This is a genomic window from Sagittula salina (assembly GCF_017813235.1).
Lineage (GTDB): Bacteria > Pseudomonadota > Alphaproteobacteria > Rhodobacterales > Rhodobacteraceae > Sagittula > Sagittula salina.
The window spans coordinates 131,241-150,013 of the sequence record NZ_JAGISH010000004.1 but is presented as its reverse complement, the minus strand read 5'-3'; the positions used below and the strand labels follow the sequence as shown (position 1 = coordinate 150,013).

The window sequence follows — 18,773 nt, the reverse complement described above, 5'->3', positions numbered from 1 at the left end:
CAGCGCAGACCGGACCCGCGCCGGAGAGAAATCAGGCGGCCAGCCCGCGTGCGCCCATGTTCAGGAACTTCGCGCGCCGCGCCTGCACCAGTTCCGCGCCCTTTGATCCGTCCAGCTCGTCGAGCATGGCGGCAATGGCGCGACCGACCTCTGCGATGGCCGCCGCGCGGTCGCGGTGCGCGCCGCCCTTGGGTTCCTTGATGATCCGGTCGCAGACGCCCAGTGTCTGCAGGTCCTGCGCCGTCAGCCGCAGTGCTTCGGCCGCTTCCTTCATGCGGCCGCCGTCCTTCCAAAGGATTGACGCGCATCCCTCGGGGGAGATCACCGAGTAGACGGAATGCTCCAGCATCGCCACGCGGTTCGCCGTGGCAAAGGCCACCGCCCCGCCGGAGCCACCTTCGCCGGTGACAACGGCCACCAGCGGTACCTTGATCTGCAGGCACTTTTCCGTCGACCGCGCGATGGCCTCCGACTGGCCGCGTTCCTCGGCGCCCTTGCCCGGGTAGGCGCCGGGCGTGTCGATCAGCGTCACCACCGGCAGGCCGAAACGATCCGCCATGTCCATCAGGCGCACCGCCTTGCGGTAGCCTTCGGGACGCGCCATGCCGAAGTTGTGTTCGATCCGGGACGTCGTGTCGTGGCCTTTCTCGTGGCCGATCACCACGACCGGGGTGTCGTTGAAACGCGCCAGTCCGCCCATCACCGCGTTGTCATCGGCAAAATTGCGGTCTCCGGCCAGCGGTGTGTACTCGGTGAACAGCGCGTCGATGTAGTCCCGGCAATGCGGGCGCTCGGGGTGGCGCGCGACCTGGCATTTCCGCCAGGGGCTGAGCTTGGAATAGAGGTCGGTCAGCAGCTGCTCGGCCTTGCGGTCCAGCGCCTTGGCCTCCGCCTCGATGTCCATCTCGGCGTTCGTACGCGCCATGGCACGCAGTTCTTCTGCCTTGCCTTCGATCTCTGCCAGCGGCTTCTCGAAATCGAGGTAATGGGCCATCGGGACACCTCTGTACGGTTTGCTTCTTTTGGCGGCTATATGGCCCGCGCCGCGCCGAGTTGCAACAAAACATGCGCCGAAGGGCAGCCTTGTGCTGGCGGGAGCGGGCGCGCCGCAGTCGCCTAGAGCGCGCCGAGAACCGGCACCATCGCTGCAACCAGCAACAATGCCATGCCTCGGTTGAACCACGTCAGCCGAACCGGGTCGGCCAGCCAGCGCCGGATCCCCGTTCCGAAACCCGTCCAGGTCAAAGCCGAGAGCGTTCCCAGAGCGAGGAAGGTGACGGCGATCCACAGCACCCCGGCAACGTCATGCCCCGGCGCGTAGAGCGTGATCGCACCCAGCGCCATCGACCACCCTTTTGGATTGACCCACTGGAAGGCTGCCGCCTGAACGAAGCTCAGCGGCTGCGCCCCGGCGTCTGCCTGTCCTACCGCTCCGGCGGTGGCGATCTTCCACGCGAGGTAGAGCATGTAGACCACGGCGGCGGCCTTCAGGATGGTGTAGAGCGGAGGGAAGGCTTCGAAGGCGCGCATCGCGCCCAGCCCAACGGGCAGGATCATGAGCGGAAACCCGAGTGCCACGCCCGACAGGTGCGGCATGGACCGCCGCAAACCGAAGTTGGCACCGGAAGTGACGAGCATCAGGTTGTTCGGGCCTGGCGTGAACAGCGTGGCGGCGGCAAAGCCCGCGAGGGCAAGCAGAAGATCGTGCGTCATGCCGCGCCATACCGCATCCCGCCGCGCCCCGTAAGACGCAATCAGATGCGGCGGATGGCATTGCATTATGCTGAATACCGGGGCGCCATTCGCGGTATCTCGTAGAGCGGACCACGCACGGACTGGTACCTGCCTCACCTGACCCGAACGCCCAGCTTTTCCAACCGCGCGTGGAAGATCTCGTCTTCGGTTTCCCCCAGCAGGACCGCGCGTTGCTCGGGGCGGGAAAACTGAACGCAGCCGCCGTAGCCCGGAGCGGCGAAACCGGGGACGTGGCCGCCACGCCGCAGCCGCGCCATCATTGCGGCGTTGAAGCGGTCACAGGTCTCCTGCGCGGCCTCCACGTCCGCCTTTGGGCGCAGATCCATCAGCCCGCCGGACACCAGCGCCGTCATCACCGCCTGAAAGGCCGCCATCGGCGGTGCGTCGACGGCTTCCATGCAGGCGCCGAAAGGCGCGCCATCCCCGGCGCAGAGTTCCTGAAACCCCAGCAGCACCCGCTCGTCCACGCCGCGTTTCAGTTGGTCGAAGACGCTCGGGTGGGTGCCGATGTTCAACGCCTCGTCCCATGCGATCAGCCGCAGCGCGCGCATCTTCTCCAACATGGTCGTGCCGGACACCGTAGGCGCGCCGCGGTGGTACAGGTCGTTGCGAAAGGTCCGGCGATGCAGCAGGTCGCGCGCGGTTTCGCCCCAGCCTTCATCAACCGCGCGGCGCAGCATTTCCACGCCCTCATCCTCTAGAAAGAGCGCGTCCATGTGTTCTGCCAGGACGGCGGGCCCGGCATAGGTCATCTTTGCCTCTCCCAGGGGTTCTGCCAGATCTTCCATCCAGATCCCGGTGCCGAACTCCGATCCGATCTCATGAGCGAGGAAATGATCCGGCGCATCTTTGAGTTTCTGCCAGAGCACCGCAGCCTGCGGAGCCATGTCGCCCATCTGCTCCAGCCAGAGGTCCACCGCCGCCCGTGCCGCCGCAAAAGGCCGCTCGCCCCGGCCACGTGGCACGCGCCGGAAGATCTGCCGGATCGGCCCGGCGGCGGCCCAGCCCGCGGCGGCGTTGTAGCCGAAATAGGTCACCGCCCCGGTGCCCAGCCAGCCGTTCAGTACCGTGACGATGTCGGACCGCACCTCCGGCGGCACCCAGCTCCAGACCCCGTGAGCGGCAGCGAAGTCGTATTTCTCTCCGGGGCCCTCCGCGATCATCTCGGCAAAGGCGCCCTCGCGCACCTCGATGTTCGTCAGCCCGATTTCCCGGATCAACCGGTTTGCCGTGACGATATGCTCGGGCATGAAATCGTAGCCGGTGAATTTCGCTTGCGGATAGCTGCAGGCCAGCGCGATCAGCGTCATGGCAGAGCCGCAGCCCAGTTCGAGGAACCGGAAAGGCGCCCTGGGCGACGGGCAGGCGCGTCCGGAAAAGAGCATGGACTGCTGCCAGCGCCACGGGTTGATCTCCACCTGGATTGCGTCGATGTAGGCGCTGTCGGTGGGGTAGCCCTGGGACCAGTCTGACATGGGGGTGCTCCTGTGCGGGCGTTTCGTGGGGCGTTGCGTGCAGTCAGCCAAACGCGATGCCGAGGCGTTCGAGCCGCTCGAACAGCGCGGGTGCGTTGCCGCGTCCTGCCAGTGCCTCGCGGTGCGTGTCCTCGGGGAATTGCAGGCAGGTTCCGGTGACGGGCGAAACCAGCCCGGCCAGCTGTCCGTAGCGGCCGCGCTCCAGCAACACCGCATTCAGCCGGTCGCAACCGGCCTGCGCGGCCGCGATCTCAGTATCGGATCGAATGTCCAGCAGGTGGCCGGATATCAGAGCGAGAAGGGCGATCTGAAAGGCCTGCGCCTCCGGCATACCGACCTCGGCCTCCAGCCCCTCCATCACCGCTCCGAAACTGCCGCCTTCCGACGCAAGCCCCCGGATGCGGTCCGCCAGATCGTCCGGCAGGTGCTGGCGCTGACGGCGCCAGACGCCCATGTGGGTGGCCATGCGCACCTCCATGTCCCACGGGATCACGCGCAGCGCGCGCATCGCGCCCATCATGGCGGCAAAGCCCATCGCGGGCGCGCCCCGGTGATACAGATCCTTGCGGAAGTAGCGTCCGTGCAGCAGGTCGCGCGCGGTCTCCACCCAGCCGTCGGCATCGGCATGGCGCAGCAACGCCATGTCTTCTTCGGCCAGGAACGGCGCATCGAGGTGCTCCGCCAGGACCGATGGTCCCGCGTAGCGCAGCTTTGCCCCGTCCAGCGCGGCGGCGACGTCCTCCATCCAGAGGCCGGTGCCATGCGGGTTGCCAAGCTCATGCGCGATGAACCCGTCGGAGCTGTCCCGCATCGTGGCCCAATGGTTGCGGACCATGGGCTGGCGGTCGCCGCTGCGTTCCAGCCACGCGGTGACGGCGGCGCGGGCTGGGCCGAAGCGGTCATGCGGCGGCCCCTGCGGCGTCAGGCGAAAGATCTGGCGGATCGGTTCGGAGGCGGACCATCCGGCGGCGGTGTTGTAACCCATATAGACCAGCGCGCCCGGGGCAAGCCAGCGGCCCAGTACCGATACCAGCTCCGCCCGAACTGCCTCTGGCACCCATGACCAGACCCCGTGCGCAAAGGCGTAGTCGTAAGGCGCCTCGGGCGCGGCGGCGGCCATCTCATCGAAGCTGGCTTCGATCACCGCGACGTTCGGCAGGCCGGCTTGTGTGATGATTTCCCTGGCCATGTGCACCGGCTCGGGCATGAAGTCGTAACCGGAAAAGCGGCCCTGCGGGTAGGCAGCGGCGAGCGCAATCAACGTGGTGGCCGTACCGCAGCCCAGTTCAAGAAAGCGAAACGGTGCCGTCGGGTCCGGCCCGTCGCGGCCGGCAAATCGCAGCGCCTGCTGCCAGCGCCACGGCGAAATCGCGGGCTGGATCGCGTCGATATAGACGCTGTCTGTGGGGTAGCCCCGGTTCCACTCGGACATCGCGCGTCCCCCGTGCGGCGCTGCGCCGCCCTGAACAAGGTTAATCAATCACCTCCAAGGTGGGGAAAAGATGCCCCAAGGGCAAGGCGGCTTTTGCGGACCTGCTCGCCGCGAACCCTGAACGCGAGAACGGGGCACCATTGGCGCCCCGTTCCTTATTTTGTCATGTCACGACCCTGCCCGACCGGGGCGCCGCCTACATGCCTGCGATCAGGTCGGCCTGTTTCACGATTACCTCGGCTTGCTTCATCGACGCGATGTCGATCAGCTTGCCCTTGTAGGTCGTGGCCCCTTCGCCGCGGGCCTTGGCGGCTTCCATCGCCTCCAGAATGGCGCGAGCGTCGGCGATGGCCGCTTCGGTCGGGGTGAAGACCTCGTTGGCCAGCGCGATCTGCTTGGGGTGAATGGCCCACTTGCCGACCATACCCAACGTGGCGGACCGCAGCGCCTGCGCGCGGAACCCTTCGTCGTCGGAGAAGTCGCCAAAAGGCCCGTCCACCGGCAGCACCCCGTGCGTGCGGCAGGCGGCGACGATGGCGGCCTGCGCCCAATGCCACGGGTCGGACCAGTGCTTCTGGCCCGCGTGCAGCATGTAATAGTTTTCCTGCGTCCCGCCGATTCCGGTGGTGGCCATGCCCATGGAGGCGGCGAAGTCGGCGGCACCGAGGCTCATCGCCTCCATGCGGGGGGAGGCAGCGGCGATCTCCTCGACGTGGGCGATCCCGGCGGCGGATTCGATGATGACCTCGAAGCGGAGCGGCCGTGTGCGGCCCTTGGCGCGCTCGATGGCGGTGACAAGCGCGTCGACGGCGTAGATGTCCCCGGCGCAGCCGACTTTCGGGATCATGATGCGGTCGAGCCGGTCGCCGGATTGTTCCAGAATGTCGACCACATCGCGGTACCACCACGGTGTATCCAGCCCGTTGATCCGGATGGAAAGCGTCTTTTGCCCCCAATCGATGTCGTTGATCGCCTGGATCGCGTTGGCCCGGGCGCTGTCCTTGTCGGAGGGCGCGACCGAATCCTCGAGGTCCAGATTGATCACGTCCGCGGCCGAGGCGGCCATCTTCTCGAACAGTGCAGTGCGCGACGCTGGGCCGAACAACTGACAGCGGTTGGGCACGGCGGGGGAGGGGGGCTGGAGCCGGAACGACATGGGTCTTCTCCTTCGCGTAAGGAAATTTCGTTTGCGTCGGTATGTGGGTTATTAAATTGCCCAATGCTGCGCAAGCGAAATGCGCAGCCAGAGCGTCGACGCTCGGCGAGCGGGCGCAAGATTCTCCACCAATTGTTCGGAAATACGAGAGAAATGTGTGCAGCCGCGCGAGCGATCCGTGCATTTGCAACCCTCTTCGCGTGATGCAGGCGCAGAATCGGGACAAAGCAGACAAAGCCTGACGACGGGAGACTACTATGATCCAGACCCCTTACCTGCTGTTTCTGGGCGATGCGCCCGACGCGCTGGCCGCCAAGGTCGCGCAAGGCATCCGTGACTGGCGTCCGGAGAACTGCGTTGGCCAGTACCGGATGGAAGGCTGCAAGGCCGACCTGAAGCTGCCCGACATGACGCTGGCCGAAGCGAAGGCCGCAGGCGCAAAGACACTGGTAATCGGCGTCGCGAACCGCGGCGGCGTGATCTCAAAGGCGTGGAAGAAAGTGCTGGTCGAGGCGTTGGAGGAGGGGTTCGATCTGGCCTCCGGGCTGCACAACCTGCTGCACGACGAGCCCGACCTCGTGGCGGTGGCGCAGGCCACGGGGCGCAGCCTGCACGACGTGCGCGTTCCCGAGGTGGACTATCCCGTCGCGGACGGCGTGAAGCGGTCGGGCAAGCGCGTGCTGGCGGTCGGAACGGATTGCTCGGTCGGCAAGATGTACACGGCGCTGGCACTGGACAAGGCAATGCGGGAGAAGGGGATGAAGAGCACCTTCCACGCCACCGGCCAGACCGGCATCCTGATCACCGGCGATGGCGTGCCGCTGGACGCGGTGATCGCGGACTTCATGGCGGGTTCGATCGAGTGGCTGACGCCGCCGAACGACGCGGACCACTGGGGCATTATCGAGGGGCAGGGCAGCTTGTTCCACGTCTCCTTTTCCGGGGTGACGCTGGCATTGATCCACGGTGGCCAGCCGGACGCGCTGATCCTGTGCCACGAACCCACCCGCACGCACATGCGCGGCCTGCCGGGCTACGCGTTGCCCTCGCTGGAGGACCTGCGCGACCTTTCCCTGCAGATGGCAAGGGTGGCGAATCCCGACTGCCGTGTGGTGGGGGTGTCGATCAATACGCAACACATGAGCGAAGCAGAAGCCGCGAACTACTGTGCCGAGGTCGAGGCGCGGCTGGGCCTGCCGACCGTGGACCCGTTCCGCCACGGCGCGGCAAGGCTGGCCGAGGCGCTGGGGGCCTACTGAGGCTGTACGGGCGGCGGGCCGGGCTGCAGGGCGGGTCGGGCGCTCTTCCTGCGGATGTCGCCCCGCCGCCGTGCCGTCACGGGGTTACTGTCCGGGCGGATGCTTGTGCGGCGGGCCGGGCGGTGAGTATTTGGACCAAGAAAAAGCAGAAGGGGCGTGCCATGATCGAGATAACGCGGGACGTGTTCCGGTTGGCGGAAGCTTTTACCATTTCGCGGGGATCGCGGACGGAGGCGCAGGTATTGACGGTTTCCGTGACACGCGGTGGCGTGACGGGTCGTGGCGAATGCGTGCCCTATGCGCGTTATGGCGAGACGCTGGAGAGCGTAGCCGAAGAGATAGGAGCGCTTCCGGAGGGCGTTTCGCGTTCGGCTTTGCAGGAGGCCTTGCCTGCGGGTGCAGCACGAAACGCGGTCGATTGCGCGCTTTGGGATCTGGAGGCGAAGGCGTCGGGACGGCGCGTCTGGGAACTGGCCGGTCTGGCGGCACCGGGGCCGGAGGTGACGGCCTTTACCCTGTCACTGGATACGCCGGAGCGGATGGAGGCGGCGGCGCGGCGGCACGCGATGCGCCCTGTGCTGAAGATCAAGCTTGGCACACCGGACGACATGCCCCGGCTGGAGGCGGTGCGGCGCGGCGCGCCGGAGGCGAAGATCATCGTGGATGCCAACGAGGGCTGGTCGGCGCGGGTCTATGCTGAACTCTGCCCGCATCTTTTGCGTCTGGGCGTGGCTTTGGTTGAGCAGCCCCTGCCTGCCGGAGCGGACGAGGCACTGATCGGGCTGGAACGACCGGTGCCGCTTTGTGCCGACGAAAGCTGCCACGACCGGGCGTCCCTGAGCGGGCTGAAGGGCAAGTACGACATGGTGAACATCAAGCTCGACAAAACCGGCGGGCTGACGGAGGCGCTCGCGCTGCGGGATGCTGCCCGCGCCGAGGGTCATGGCGTGATGGTGGGCTGCATGGTCGGCTCTTCGCTGGCCATGGCACCGGCGGTGCTGGTGGCGCAAGGGGCAGAGGTGGTGGACCTCGACGGACCGCTTCTGCTGGCGGAGGATCGTTCGGTTCCCCTTGTTTACGATGCTCAGGGAGTGCACCCGCCAGAGCGCGGTCTTTGGGGATGAGGCGCGCCCGGAAGACTTTTCGGGGGACGGTCTTCAGCGCCGAACGTGCTAAGCGCAGCGAGCCGCAGCGCGCCCGGCAAACCCTTCCGGGCGCGGGTACATGGCTTCCCGCGCCGCCGCCGTCCATTTGCCCTTTCTCCCACGGCATGAGGGTGCCCGCACCGAATTTCCTGACCTTCCTCTTTCGGAGGCCTTGACGCTGCGCACGCTTCGTCCCATCCGGGTTGCAGGACCCGCGATGCCGCCGAAGGACGCGGCGCCGCACTCGATGCCGGAGGACGACTGACATGACCCGCACAGTTTACGTGAACGGAGAGTACCTGCCCGAAACCGAAGCCAAGGTTTCCATCTTCGACCGCGCTTTCCTGATGGGGGATGGCGTCTACGAGGTGACATCCGTTCTGGACGGCAAGCTGATCGACTTCGACGGCCACGCGGCGCGGTTGGCACGGTCGCTGAAGGAACTCGACATGCAGGCCCCCTGCACGACGGAGGAGCTGCTGGAGATCCACCGCAAGCTGGTGGAAATCAACGGCATCGAGGAGGGCATGGTCTACCTGCAGGTCACGCGCGGGGCCGCCGCCGACCGTGATTTTGTCTTTCCCGACCCCGAAGAGGTGAAGCCGACGCTGGTGCTCTTTACCCAGAACAAGCCCGGCCTCGCGGACAGCCCGGCCGCGAAGAAGGGGATCAAGGTCATTTCCATCGAGGATGTCCGCTGGGGCCGCCGCGACATCAAGACGGTGCAACTGCTCTATCCCTCCATGGGCAAGATGATGGCCAAGAAGGCCGGCGTCGATGATGCGTGGATGGTCGAGGACGGTTTCGTGACCGAGGGCACCTCCAACAATGCCTATTTCATCAAGGGCAACAAGATCGTTACCCGCGCGTTGTCGAACGACATTCTGCACGGGATCACTCGAGCCGCCGTGCTGCGTTTCGCGGCAGAGGCGCAGATGGAGGTGGAAGAGCGCAACTTTACCATCGCAGAGGCGCAGGCGGCGGATGAGGCCTTTATCACCTCGGCCTCTACCTTTGTCATGCCGGTGGTGGAAATCGACGGTGCGGCGCTGGGCGACGGCGCCCCCGGGCCGCGCGCGCTGCGCCTGCGCGAGATCTACCTGGAAGAAAGCCGCAAGGCGGCGATCTGAGTCAGCGTTCCAGCCAGGCGGCGGCGTCAAGCCCCGCCTGACGACCTGTTGCAAGGCAGGCCGTCAGCAGGTAGCCCCCGGTGGGCGCGTCCCAATCCAGCATCTCTCCGGCGCAGAAGGTGCCGGGGAGGGCTTTCAGCATCAGCCCATCGAGTGCTGCCATCGGCACGCCGCCAGCGGTAGAGATCGCTTCGTCCAGCGGGCGCAAACCGGCGTGGCGGATTGGCAGTGTCTTCACGATGGATGCCAGGGTTTGGGGATCGTGGGGCAGCGGACGCGCCATTTCCATCAGCAATGCCTGCGCGGCCGGGGTGAGGCTCAGCGCCTTGCGCAGGGCGTTGGACCGGCTCGTCTTGCCGCGCGGTTTGGACAGGCGCTCGGCCAGCGTCTCGACGGCTATATCCGGCAAAAGGTCGACGACCAGGGCATGGCCGTCGCGCAGCGCAGGGGCGAGCGGGTAGAGTCCGCCGCCCTCCAGCCCACGAGCGGAGATCACCGCCTCGCCCCGGTTTTCCATCTGCCCCGCCCGGAAGGTGACGTTCTTCAGGGGCGCGCCGAAGTGGCGGGTCATGTGCTCCGACCAGTCCACCAGCAGTCCGGCATTGGAGGGCAGGAAGGGCGTGATCTCCAGTCCCCGCGCGCGGAACAGATCGGCCCAGATGCCGTCCGACCCGAGCCGCGCCCAACTCCCGCCGCCAAGGGCAAGAACCGTGGCGCCGGGTCTGAGTACGCGTTCTCCCTCTGGCGTGTCAAAGCGCAGCGCGTCGCACTCCCAGCCGGTCCAGCGCCAGCGGGTATGCCGCGCGAGCCCCATCGCATCGAGCCGATCGAGCCACGCGCGCAGCAGTGGCGAAGCCTTCATCGCCTCGGGAAACAGCCGCCCGCTAGAACCGGTAAAGCATGGCTGCCCCAGCGCCTCCGCCCAGTCGCGCACCGTCTCCGGTCCAAACCGTTCCAGCATGGGGCGCAGCGGGCCGGGATTGGGATAGGCGTCGAGGAATTGGTCGAAGGGCTCCATCTTGGTCAGGTTCAGCCCCGACTTCCCCGCCATCAGCAGTTTGCGCCCGATCGAGGGCTTCGCTTCCGCCAGGGTCACCGGGTGACCGGCCGCCAGCAGCATCTCGGCTGCCATCAGCCCGGCCGGACCGCCACCGATGACCATGGCGCCGGGCGCGGGCTGGACGCGCGTCGGCGCGGCGCTTGGGTCATGAGGCATGGCGTGCACGGGTCCTGCATTGGGCGGGGCGATGTTTGCCGCAGTAGCCGCGCGGAAACAAGGCTAGGATCGAGAGGCCAGCCCGATCTGCCCGAGCCCCGTCTCGCCCCGTCTCGCCCCATCCCGCCCATGCGCGCCAGAGTCTGCATCACTCGATCCCCCGACCGAAGGGCGGTCAGGGCGGCCCGGTGGCCTTGCTGCACCAGATCCGCTACGGGCGCTCTACAGAGTTATGGCCGGTGCGCGCCCTGAACACCGTGGAGGCGGTGCGGGCGTATCCCGAGATAGCGGGTTATCTTGCTTGGGCTGCAAAGAGGGTGCCTGATTGCCGCCGCGCAGTGCGGGCGGATGGCGCAAGCGTCGTTGACGCAGGCAGGGTGCCGGGGGTGGACTTGTCCCCGTCGAGGCGGGCAAGAAAAGATGGCACGCAGGAAGAAGGAGCAGGCCATGCATGTCTTCACTGTCCGGGTCTACTACGAAGACACCGACATGGCGGGGATCGTCTACCACGCCAACTACCTGAAATACATCGAGCGCGCCCGCAGCGACTGGGTCCGCGAACAGGGGCTGGACCAGAACGCCATGCGAGAGGAGGATGGTATCGTCTTTGTCGTGCGGCGGATCGAGGCCGACTACCTGCACGCGGCGAAATACGACGACGTCCTGGAAATCCGGACCACGGTCAAGAGCATGACCGGCGTGCGGCTCATCATGGCTCAGGAGGTGCTGCGCGGCGAAGAGGTTGTGTTCCGTGCCGAAGTCACGGCGGTCTGCGCCACGCTGGACGGACATCCGACGCGCCTGCCTGCGGCATTGCGCCGGCGGGTGCACTGAGCGGCCGCCGCCCGCGGGCTTTTCAGTTCAGGCACTGACGGTGGCGGGCGAGAGTTTGGCGGCCGGGCGCGGGGTGGTACGGCGCAAGCGATAGCCGTCCTCCGGATCCGCGAACCACGCGCAGTCTCGGCCGTCCTCCTTGGCGGCATAAAGCGCCTCGTCCGCGTGCCGCACCAGTTGATCAAGCGGCGGGGTGGGGGCGCCGTAATGCGCCGTAATCCCGACGGAGACCGTCAGCATCGGCAGCCCCGGCACCAGCGATCCGCGCCGGTCGAGCGCGTCTTGCAGGTCCGCTGCCCAAAGCGTGCCTGAATCGGTCGGCACCCCGTGCAGAAAAACAAGGAATTCCTCCCCGCCCCAACGCGCGGCGAAATCGGAAACGCGCAGTCTGGCCCGGATCGTTTCCGCCATGGCCGCCAGAGCTTCGTCGCCGCAGGCGTGGCCGTATCGGTCGTTGATCCGCTTGAAATTGTCGATGTCGATCAGGACAACGGTGAAACGCTGTGCCCTGGCGCTGATCTGGCGGTAATGCCGCTCTGCCGCACGGCGCGTGGCGAGCCCGGTCAGGTGATCGCGCTCTGCCTCGCCGCGCAGCCGGGTCTGGCCACGTTGCGCCGTGTCGAGAAGGCCCGCGAACTCCATCGAGAAATAGAAGGACAGCATCCAGGTCAGCAACATCTGAAACGAGTGGACGGCCGGGTAGACCGCCGCGCCTTGCAGTTCGAAGGCGCGCAGTACCAGAAGCAGCCCGAGATCCATGGCCAGCCACAGGCCGACCTGCCGTCGCAGAAGCCGCCCGGGGCGGTTGTCGGGCAGGATGAGCCGCAGGGGGCGCTCCCGCGCGATACGTCGAAGCGACGCCAGCCAGAGCCCGCCGAGCGCAAGGGCCGAGGTCATCGACATTTCCCCGTGAAATTCTGCTGCGCCCAGGGCGATGCCATTCAGCGCAACAAGAGCGGGAACGATGGCGGCGAGAATGAGGTGCGTGGCCTGACGCGGGTGGAGGCGATGCGCCAGCTGCCCGGCCGCGATCAGCGCCAGCGCCAGCGCGGTGTTCCACCCGGTGCGGCCGAGATTTCCGTCCGGCGAGATTGCGTGCGTCACCGGTCCGCTGAGCGGGAACAATGCCGCGATGCCCAGCACGCCAAGCCAGCAGCCCGTTACAAACCCGGTGGGCGCCTGCATCGGTCGCTGACGCAAGAGCGCGACAGCGGCGAGACCGACCGCAACGAGAGTAAAGGGATTGGTGCGCACGGAGTGATCGATCGGCGACAGCAGGACCTGCCAATCGGTGAAGTAATCCAGCGCGATCAGAACGATGGCGATTGCCGTAGCCCACAGCCCGGTGCGGCGCAAATGCTCTGCGCGCCGGATCGCCGGGTTGGGCGCGTGACGCGCTGAAAGGTGGCGCGGAGCAGGCACGGGTATATGAATATCCCTATAGTAGTGGAGCTGAAACAGTTTCGCTTGATGCCTAAGCAAGCTTGGTTAGCAAAGGGTTAACAAGGACAAGAATAGAGGTCCTGCTCAATATTTATCCACTTTTTCGATGAACTTCTGGATGGCGACGACATCATACGGCATGTCGTGGCGCCTGTAAGCGGCGTTTTGCTCATGCAGAAGCGTTTCCGCGCCAGTCCTCCACGAATATGGTGTTTACACCGCAAATCGGGTAGATCAGGGGTAACGAGCCCACCGAAACGGGCCGACAGCAAAGAGCAGGTTCTATGGAAGCAGACGTGGCCACCCTCGCGCAGGGCATCGATTTCTCGTTTTTCGCCTTGTTCGCGCGCGCGACCCTGACCGTGAAACTCGTGATGATGGCGCTCATCGCAGCCTCCGTCTGGTCGTGGGCGATCATCCTCGAAAAATTCGTCAGCTATCGCAAGGCCCGCCGCGAGGCCGCCGCCTTTGACCGCATGTTCTGGTCGGGCGAGCCGCTGGACGAATTGTTCGACCAGATGGGGACCGAACCCGCAGGCCGCTCCGCGCGGGTGTTTGCGGCTGGCATGATCGAATGGCGCCGCTCGCACCGCGAGGACGGCGGGCTGATCGCCAACGCCCAGAGCCGCATCGACCGTTCCATGGACGTGGCCATCACAAAGGAGGCCGACGCCCTGCAAAAGGGCCTGCCCGTGCTGGCGACCATCGGCTCCACTTCGCCGTTCATCGGGCTTTTCGGGACTGTCTTCGGCATCATGCACGCCTTTGTCCAGATCGCGCAGTCGCAGAACACCTCGCTGGTCGTTGTGGCGCCCGGCATCGCCGAGGCGCTGCTCGCCACCGCGCTCGGCCTGCTCGCGGCAATCCCGGCGGTTATCTTCTACAACAAGTTCAGCGCCGACTCCGACCGTATCGTGGGCAACTACGAGGCCTTCGCGGACGAGTTTTCCACCATCCTTTCGCGCCAGCTGGATTCCTGAGCCATGGGCGCGGGTGTCATCAAGGGCAGCGGCGGCGGCGGTAAACGGCGACGCAGGTCGCGCCGATCCTCGGCGGCCATGTCCGAAATCAACGTCACGCCCTTCGTGGACGTGATGCTGGTGCTGCTCATCATCTTCATGGTCGCGGCCCCGATGCTGACGGTGGGCGTGCCGGTCGAACTGCCCAAGACCGCCGCACAGGCGCTTCCGCAAGACACCGAAGAACCGCTTTCGGTGACACTGTCCGCCGACGGCACGGTGATGATCATGTCGACGGCGGTCGAGCGCGAGGACCTCGTGAACCGGCTGCGCGCCATCGCCGCCGAACGCTCTGACGATCGGGTCTACCTGCGCGCCGACGGCACGGTGCCTTATGAACAGGTGGCGCAGGTCATGGGCGCTCTGAACGCCGGGGGATTCTCCTCCATCGGTCTGGTGACCGACGTTGGCGGGCCCGCACTGGATCGTCCGGCTGCGGACGGGAACTGAGGTCCTTCGTTGAACCGTCCCCTCTATATCTCGGCCGGGGCTCACATCCTCGTCCTCCTCTGGCTCCTGCTGGGGGATATCTTCAGTGCGCCTCTGCCAGAAATGTCGGTGGCGGATGTCACCGTGCTGTCGGAAGCCGAGTTCGCGGCCCTCTCGACTCCACGGCCCACCGATACGACCGCGCTGGAACCGGCATCGGAGCCGGAACCCGTGGCAGAGCCGGAACCTGCCCCCGCACCGGAACCGGCCCCCGTGCCAGAACCCGCCCCCGAGCCTGAGCCGGACCCGACCCCAGAGCCTGCCCCGGCGCCTGCCCCGGCACCTGCTCCCGAACCTGCGCCGCAGCCGGACCCTGCGCCGGAGCCCGAGCCGGACCCTGTGCCAACGCCGATCCCCGAACCGCAGCCCGATCCGATCCCGGCGCCGCCTGCGCCGGAGCCTCAGCCGCGCGTGCTGGCACCGGATGCCACGACGCGCCCGACGCCCCGCCCTGCGCCACGCGTCGCGGATACGCCCGTGGCCCCGCCGGACCCCGAGGCCATGACAGCAGAGGAGACCCAGCAGGCCGCCAGCCCCGATGCCACATCGCCCGATGTGGCAGAGGAAACGGAGGAGGCGACCGCCCCGCCAGAGACCACGACGGAGATCGTGACCGAGGCGGAGGAACCCTCCGGTTCGCTTGCGCCCGCCTCATCCATGCGGCCAAAGACGCGTCCGCCGCAGGCCGCATCCGCGAAGCCCGCCGAAAAAACGCCAGAGACGCCACCCGAGAAGACAGCGGAACAGGCCGCCGAGCCGCCCAGGGACACGCCCGCCGAGACGCCGCAGAAGCCCGCGCCGGAGAGCGCCGACGACCTGCTTGCCGCGGCGCTTGCCGAGGAACTGGGCAACGCGGGCGCGGGTGCCGACGCGCCGCAGGGGCCTCCCCTGACAGCGGGGGAAAGGGACGGGCTGCGGCTCGCCGTTCAGGCCTGCTGGCTTGTGGACGTCGGCAGTCAGGCGGCGGACGTGACGGTGACCATCGCGTTCGAGCTTGACCGGCAGGGCCGGGTGGCGGGCACCGTGCGCCTGATCGGGTCCGAAGGCGGCAGCGGCCAGGCTGTCGAAACTGCCTTCCAGTCCGCGCGGCGCGCCGTTCTGCGCTGCCAGAACGACGGCTACACGCTGCCGGCGGAGAAGTACGACCAGTGGAAGGAGGTAGAGATCACCTTCAACCCGGAGGACATGCGGCTGCGCTGAGCGCTTCGCCGTCATGATTGTCCCCGCCGGCGATCACGATTTCGCAACCGGTCGGGCCTTGCGGGGTCCGGACCGTCACAAAACCGGAAAAAACCGCACCCCGGGCCTGCGATTTCGGCAATTCCCCGCTGAAATGGCGCTTGAAGGGTGTTTCAGGTGCATCAAATGCGCTGTATTGAAAATCGTATGCGGACGGCAGATCCGCGCGGCAGTTGCTGGGCAGGTCCCTAGGAGGGGTTCCATGACGAGACGAGCCATGATGTGGCTGATGATGGTGCTTGGGCTTTTGGCGGCGGTGCCCGCTATGGCACAGGGGCCTTTGCGGCTTGAAATCGACCGCGGCATCGTGGAGCCGATGCCCATCGCGATCCCCGCCTTCGTGGCGGAAACACCGGGGGCGGAGCAATACGCGCAGGACATCAGCCGCGTGGTGGCCGAGGACCTCGTCAACACCGGCCTTTTCCGTGAAATCCCCCGCGACGCGCATATCTCGCGCGTGTCCACCTTTGCTGCGCCGGTGCAGTTCGCCGACTGGAAGGCGGTCAACGCGCAGGCATTGATTACCGGCGCTGTCAGCACCGATAGTGCTGGCCGCGTGGTGGTGAAATTCCGCGCTTGGGACGTGTTCGCAGAGCGCGAACTGGGTGAGGGGATGCAGTTCGCCTCCTCCGCCGATGGCTGGCGGCGACTGGGGCACAAGGTCGCCGATCAGGTCTATTCCCGCCTGACGGGCGAACAGCCCTATTTTGACAGCCGCGTTGTCTTTGTCTCCGAAACGGGGCCAAAGGATCAACGGCAGAAGCGCCTTGGCGTGATGGACTACGACGGTGCGAACGTTCAGTACCTGACCGACAGCGCCTCCATCGTGCTGGCCCCGCGCTTTTCGCCGAACGGCAACCAGGTGCTTTATACTTCCTACGTTACAGGTTTCCCGCGCATCCACATCCTCGATGTCGGCGCGGTCCAGAGCCGCATCATCGAAACCACGGGCGGCGAGATGAGCTTTGCGCCGCGCTTCTCCCCTGACGGGCGGATGGTGGTTTACTCGATGACCCAGGGGTCGAACACCGACATCTGGGCGATGGACGTTGCCAGTGGCGCAACCCGTCGTCTGACCGACAGCCCCGCGATTGAAACCGCGCCGTCCTTCTCTCCGGATGGCTCCCGCATCGTGTTCGAGAGTGATCGCTCCGGATCGCAGCAGTTGTATGTCATGTCGGCGGGCGGTGGCGAGGCGGCGCGCATCTCCTTTGGCGAAGGTCGCTACGGCACGCCGGTCTGGTCTCCGCGGGGCGACCGCATCGCGTTCACCAAGCAGAACAAGGGTCGTTTCCACATCGGTGTGATGAACGTCGACGGGTCCGAAGAACGGCTGCTGACCGCCTCCTTCCTCGACGAGGGTCCGACCTGGGCGCCCAATGGCCGCGTCATCATGTTCACCCGCGAAACGCAGGGCGCGCAGGGGGCATCGGCGCTTTATTCCGTCGATATCTCGGGCCGCAATCTGCGGCGTGTGCGCACGCCCGCCGGGGCGTCCGATCCCAGCTGGGGACCGCTGCAATAAGGCGCCGCGGCCCGATTCCCCCGATTCCCATGTCCCGTTGTGTGTGATAGGATCGCCGCAACAACATATGCGCAACAAACGCGCGAAAGAGCAGGATGACAGTGATGAAACACCTTCCCAAGGCCCTGATGCTGATGGCGGCACTGGCCGCCGGGGCTTGTACCAACGCCAATCGCTTTGGCAATGGTAGCGGCAGCGGCAACGATGCCAGCATGAACAACGCCGGTGTGACCTCTGGCGTGTTACCGGGCAGCGTCGATGACCCGACCTCCTCGGCCTACTTCCAGCAACGCGTCGGCGACCGCGTGCTCTTTGCCGTCGACCAGTCGACGCTGAGCCCCGAGGCCCGCGCCACGCTGGATGGTCAGGCGCAGTGGCTGTTGACCAACTCCGACTACATGGCAGTGATCGAAGGCCACGCGGACGAGCAGGGCACCCGCGAGTACAACATTGCTCTTGGCGGCCGCCGGGCAAACGCCGTGAAGGAGTACCTGATTTCCAAAGGTGTTTCCGCCAACCGTTTGAACCAGGTCTCCTACGGCAAGGAACGCCCGCTGGAAATCTGCTCCGCCGAAGCCTGCTACGCCAAGAACCGTCGCGCGGTGACCGTGCTGGCGGCCGGCGGTCTGACGAGCTGAGCCGATGCGGGGAGCGTGGATGATCGTGGCGGCGCTGGGGGCCCTGGCGCTGCCGGTGCGGGCGGAAACGCTGGCCGACGTGCAGCAGGATCTGACGGTGCTGCAGGTAGAGCTGTCAAAGCTGAAGCGGGAGTTGTCAACCACGGGCGGCTCGCAGGTGACCGTCTCCGGTGACGTGCTGCAACGGCTGAACGCGCTGGAGTCCGAGCTTTCCCGTATCACCGCGAAGACCGAGGAGCTGGAGTTCCGCGTCGGTCGCGTGGCCGAGGACGGAGCCAACCGGCTGGGCGACCTTCAGTTCCGCGTGTGCGAGTTGGAACCGGGCTGCGACCTCTCCAAGGTGGGGCAGATTCCGCCGCTGGGTGGCGAGCAGGCTTCGGCCGATCTGTCTCCCGCACCGGCGTCGTCCTCCGGCACCGACGCACTGCCCTACGAGGGCGAGCTTGCGGTGAGCGAGGAGGCGGATTTCCGCAGCGCACAAGAGGCGCTGGAGAGCGGCGACTTCGCCCGCGCGGCGGACCTGTTCGCTGTCTTCCGCGAGACCTACCCGCAGGGGCCGCTGGAGCCCGCCGCCCTGGTTGGCGAGGGCAAGGCGCTGGAAGGCGCGGGTGATACGCGCGAAGCGGCACGGCGTTACCTCGATGCCTATTCCGGTTTCCCTGACAGCAAGGTCGCGCCCGAGGCGCTGTATCGGCTGGGCGCGAAATTGGGCGAACTGGGCTCCACCCCTGAGGCTTGCGTGACGCTGGCCGAGGTAGGCACGCGCTACCCCGGCTCCGAGTACGTGCAGGCGGCAGAAGAGAGCCGTCGCGGGTTTGCCTGCCAATAATTTGCCGCTGATGTGCCAGTGACGTGCGGGCCAGGCACCGGACAGACGGCAGCGATGTCTGTAAGGTGTCAGTAACCACGTCCTGCTAAGAGGGTGGGGACATTGTTCCCCATCGCGTGGGTGTCAACGGAAAGGGGGGCTCCGCCCTCGGCCCGGAAGGCGCCCCCGAGGGTTTTGGGTCAGGATGAA

At 66.5% G+C, this 18,773-nt stretch carries 17 protein-coding genes; 10 read left to right on the top strand and 7 right to left on the bottom strand.

Features of this window, described 5'->3' with window-relative positions; all coding sequences use genetic code 11:
• Window positions 1-31: 31 nt before the first annotated feature.
• The 5 genes from J5474_RS08945 to J5474_RS08925 all read right to left on the bottom strand — a co-directional run bounded on the left by J5474_RS08945 (window position 32) and on the right by J5474_RS08925 (window position 5,818).
• On the bottom strand, window positions 32-994 hold the full coding sequence (locus J5474_RS08945; RefSeq protein ID WP_209360562.1) for an acetyl-CoA carboxylase carboxyltransferase subunit alpha: 963 nt from the start codon (window positions 992-994) through the stop codon (window positions 32-34).
• A gap of 122 nt (window positions 995-1,116) precedes the next feature.
• Entirely contained in the window at window positions 1,117-1,713 is a 597-nt protein-coding gene (locus tag J5474_RS08940; protein ID WP_209360561.1) for a LysE family translocator, read from the bottom strand.
• 134 nt (window positions 1,714-1,847) lie between these two features.
• Entirely contained in the window at window positions 1,848-3,230 is a 1,383-nt protein-coding gene (locus tag J5474_RS08935; RefSeq protein ID WP_209360560.1) for a class I SAM-dependent methyltransferase, read from the bottom strand.
• Window positions 3,231-3,273: 43 nt separating this feature from the next.
• On the bottom strand, window positions 3,274-4,662 hold the full coding sequence (locus J5474_RS08930; RefSeq protein ID WP_209360559.1) for a class I SAM-dependent methyltransferase: 1,389 nt from the start codon (window positions 4,660-4,662) through the stop codon (window positions 3,274-3,276).
• A gap of 196 nt (window positions 4,663-4,858) precedes the next feature.
• Window positions 4,859-5,818 (bottom strand): L-malyl-CoA/beta-methylmalyl-CoA lyase, encoded by a 960-nt coding sequence (locus J5474_RS08925; RefSeq protein ID WP_209360558.1) that lies wholly within the window; start codon window positions 5,816-5,818, stop codon window positions 4,859-4,861.
• A 257-nt stretch (window positions 5,819-6,075) separates the two neighbouring features.
• Here J5474_RS08925 and dgcN point away from each other — a divergent pair, with 257 nt between their 5' ends.
• The 3 genes from dgcN (at window position 6,076) to J5474_RS08910 (ending at window position 9,352) form a co-directional block, all read left to right on the top strand.
• Window positions 6,076-7,077: an N-acetyltransferase DgcN gene (gene dgcN / locus J5474_RS08920; RefSeq protein WP_209360557.1), complete on the top strand. Its 1,002-nt coding sequence runs from the start codon at window positions 6,076-6,078 to the stop codon at window positions 7,075-7,077.
• A 161-nt stretch (window positions 7,078-7,238) separates the two neighbouring features.
• Window positions 7,239-8,201 (top strand): N-acetyl-D-Glu racemase DgcA, encoded by a 963-nt coding sequence (dgcA, locus tag J5474_RS08915; protein ID WP_209360556.1) that lies wholly within the window; start codon window positions 7,239-7,241, stop codon window positions 8,199-8,201.
• Between the two features lie 287 nt (window positions 8,202-8,488).
• Window positions 8,489-9,352 carry a D-amino-acid transaminase gene (locus J5474_RS08910; protein ID WP_209360555.1) on the top strand — a complete coding sequence of 288 codons (864 nt, stop codon included), beginning with the start codon at window positions 8,489-8,491 and terminating at the stop codon, window positions 9,350-9,352.
• 1 nt (window position 9,353) lies between these two features.
• Here the strand turns inward: J5474_RS08910 and J5474_RS08905 are convergent, their stop codons facing one another.
• Window positions 9,354-10,568 (bottom strand): TIGR03862 family flavoprotein, encoded by a 1,215-nt coding sequence (locus tag J5474_RS08905; protein ID WP_209360554.1) that lies wholly within the window; start codon window positions 10,566-10,568, stop codon window positions 9,354-9,356.
• A gap of 420 nt (window positions 10,569-10,988) precedes the next feature.
• On the opposite strand from J5474_RS08905, the gene ybgC reads away from it, so the two are divergent.
• The gene (gene ybgC / locus J5474_RS08900) at window positions 10,989-11,402 is read left to right on the top strand and encodes a tol-pal system-associated acyl-CoA thioesterase (RefSeq protein ID WP_245216357.1); all 414 of its coding nucleotides are present in this window, start codon (window positions 10,989-10,991) and stop codon (window positions 11,400-11,402) included.
• Window positions 11,403-11,429: 27 nt separating this feature from the next.
• Here the strand turns inward: ybgC and J5474_RS23110 are convergent, their stop codons facing one another.
• Window positions 11,430-12,824, bottom strand: a complete 1,395-nt coding sequence (locus J5474_RS23110) for a GGDEF domain-containing protein (protein ID WP_209360553.1) — start codon at window positions 12,822-12,824, stop codon at window positions 11,430-11,432.
• A 305-nt stretch (window positions 12,825-13,129) separates the two neighbouring features.
• Between J5474_RS23110 and tolQ the strand changes: the two genes are divergently transcribed.
• The 6 genes from tolQ to ybgF all read left to right on the top strand — a co-directional run bounded on the left by tolQ (window position 13,130) and on the right by ybgF (window position 18,584).
• Window positions 13,130-13,825, top strand: coding sequence for a protein TolQ (tolQ, locus tag J5474_RS08890; protein WP_209360552.1), 696 nt, complete (start codon window positions 13,130-13,132; stop codon window positions 13,823-13,825).
• 3 nt (window positions 13,826-13,828) lie between these two features.
• Window positions 13,829-14,314: a protein TolR gene (tolR, locus tag J5474_RS08885; protein WP_209360551.1), complete on the top strand. Its 486-nt coding sequence runs from the start codon at window positions 13,829-13,831 to the stop codon at window positions 14,312-14,314.
• Window positions 14,315-14,323: 9 nt separating this feature from the next.
• Window positions 14,324-15,553 carry a cell envelope biogenesis protein TolA gene (locus J5474_RS08880; protein ID WP_209360550.1) on the top strand — a complete coding sequence of 410 codons (1,230 nt, stop codon included), beginning with the start codon at window positions 14,324-14,326 and terminating at the stop codon, window positions 15,551-15,553.
• A 241-nt stretch (window positions 15,554-15,794) separates the two neighbouring features.
• The gene (gene tolB / locus J5474_RS08875; protein ID WP_425342874.1) at window positions 15,795-17,117 is read left to right on the top strand and encodes a Tol-Pal system beta propeller repeat protein TolB; all 1,323 of its coding nucleotides are present in this window, start codon (window positions 15,795-15,797) and stop codon (window positions 17,115-17,117) included.
• Window positions 17,118-17,221: 104 nt separating this feature from the next.
• Window positions 17,222-17,755, top strand: a complete 534-nt coding sequence (pal, locus tag J5474_RS08870; RefSeq protein WP_209360548.1) for a peptidoglycan-associated lipoprotein Pal — start codon at window positions 17,222-17,224, stop codon at window positions 17,753-17,755.
• A gap of 4 nt (window positions 17,756-17,759) precedes the next feature.
• Window positions 17,760-18,584 carry a tol-pal system protein YbgF gene (gene ybgF / locus J5474_RS08865; RefSeq protein ID WP_209360547.1) on the top strand — a complete coding sequence of 275 codons (825 nt, stop codon included), beginning with the start codon at window positions 17,760-17,762 and terminating at the stop codon, window positions 18,582-18,584.
• Window positions 18,585-18,773: the final 189 nt, after the last annotated feature.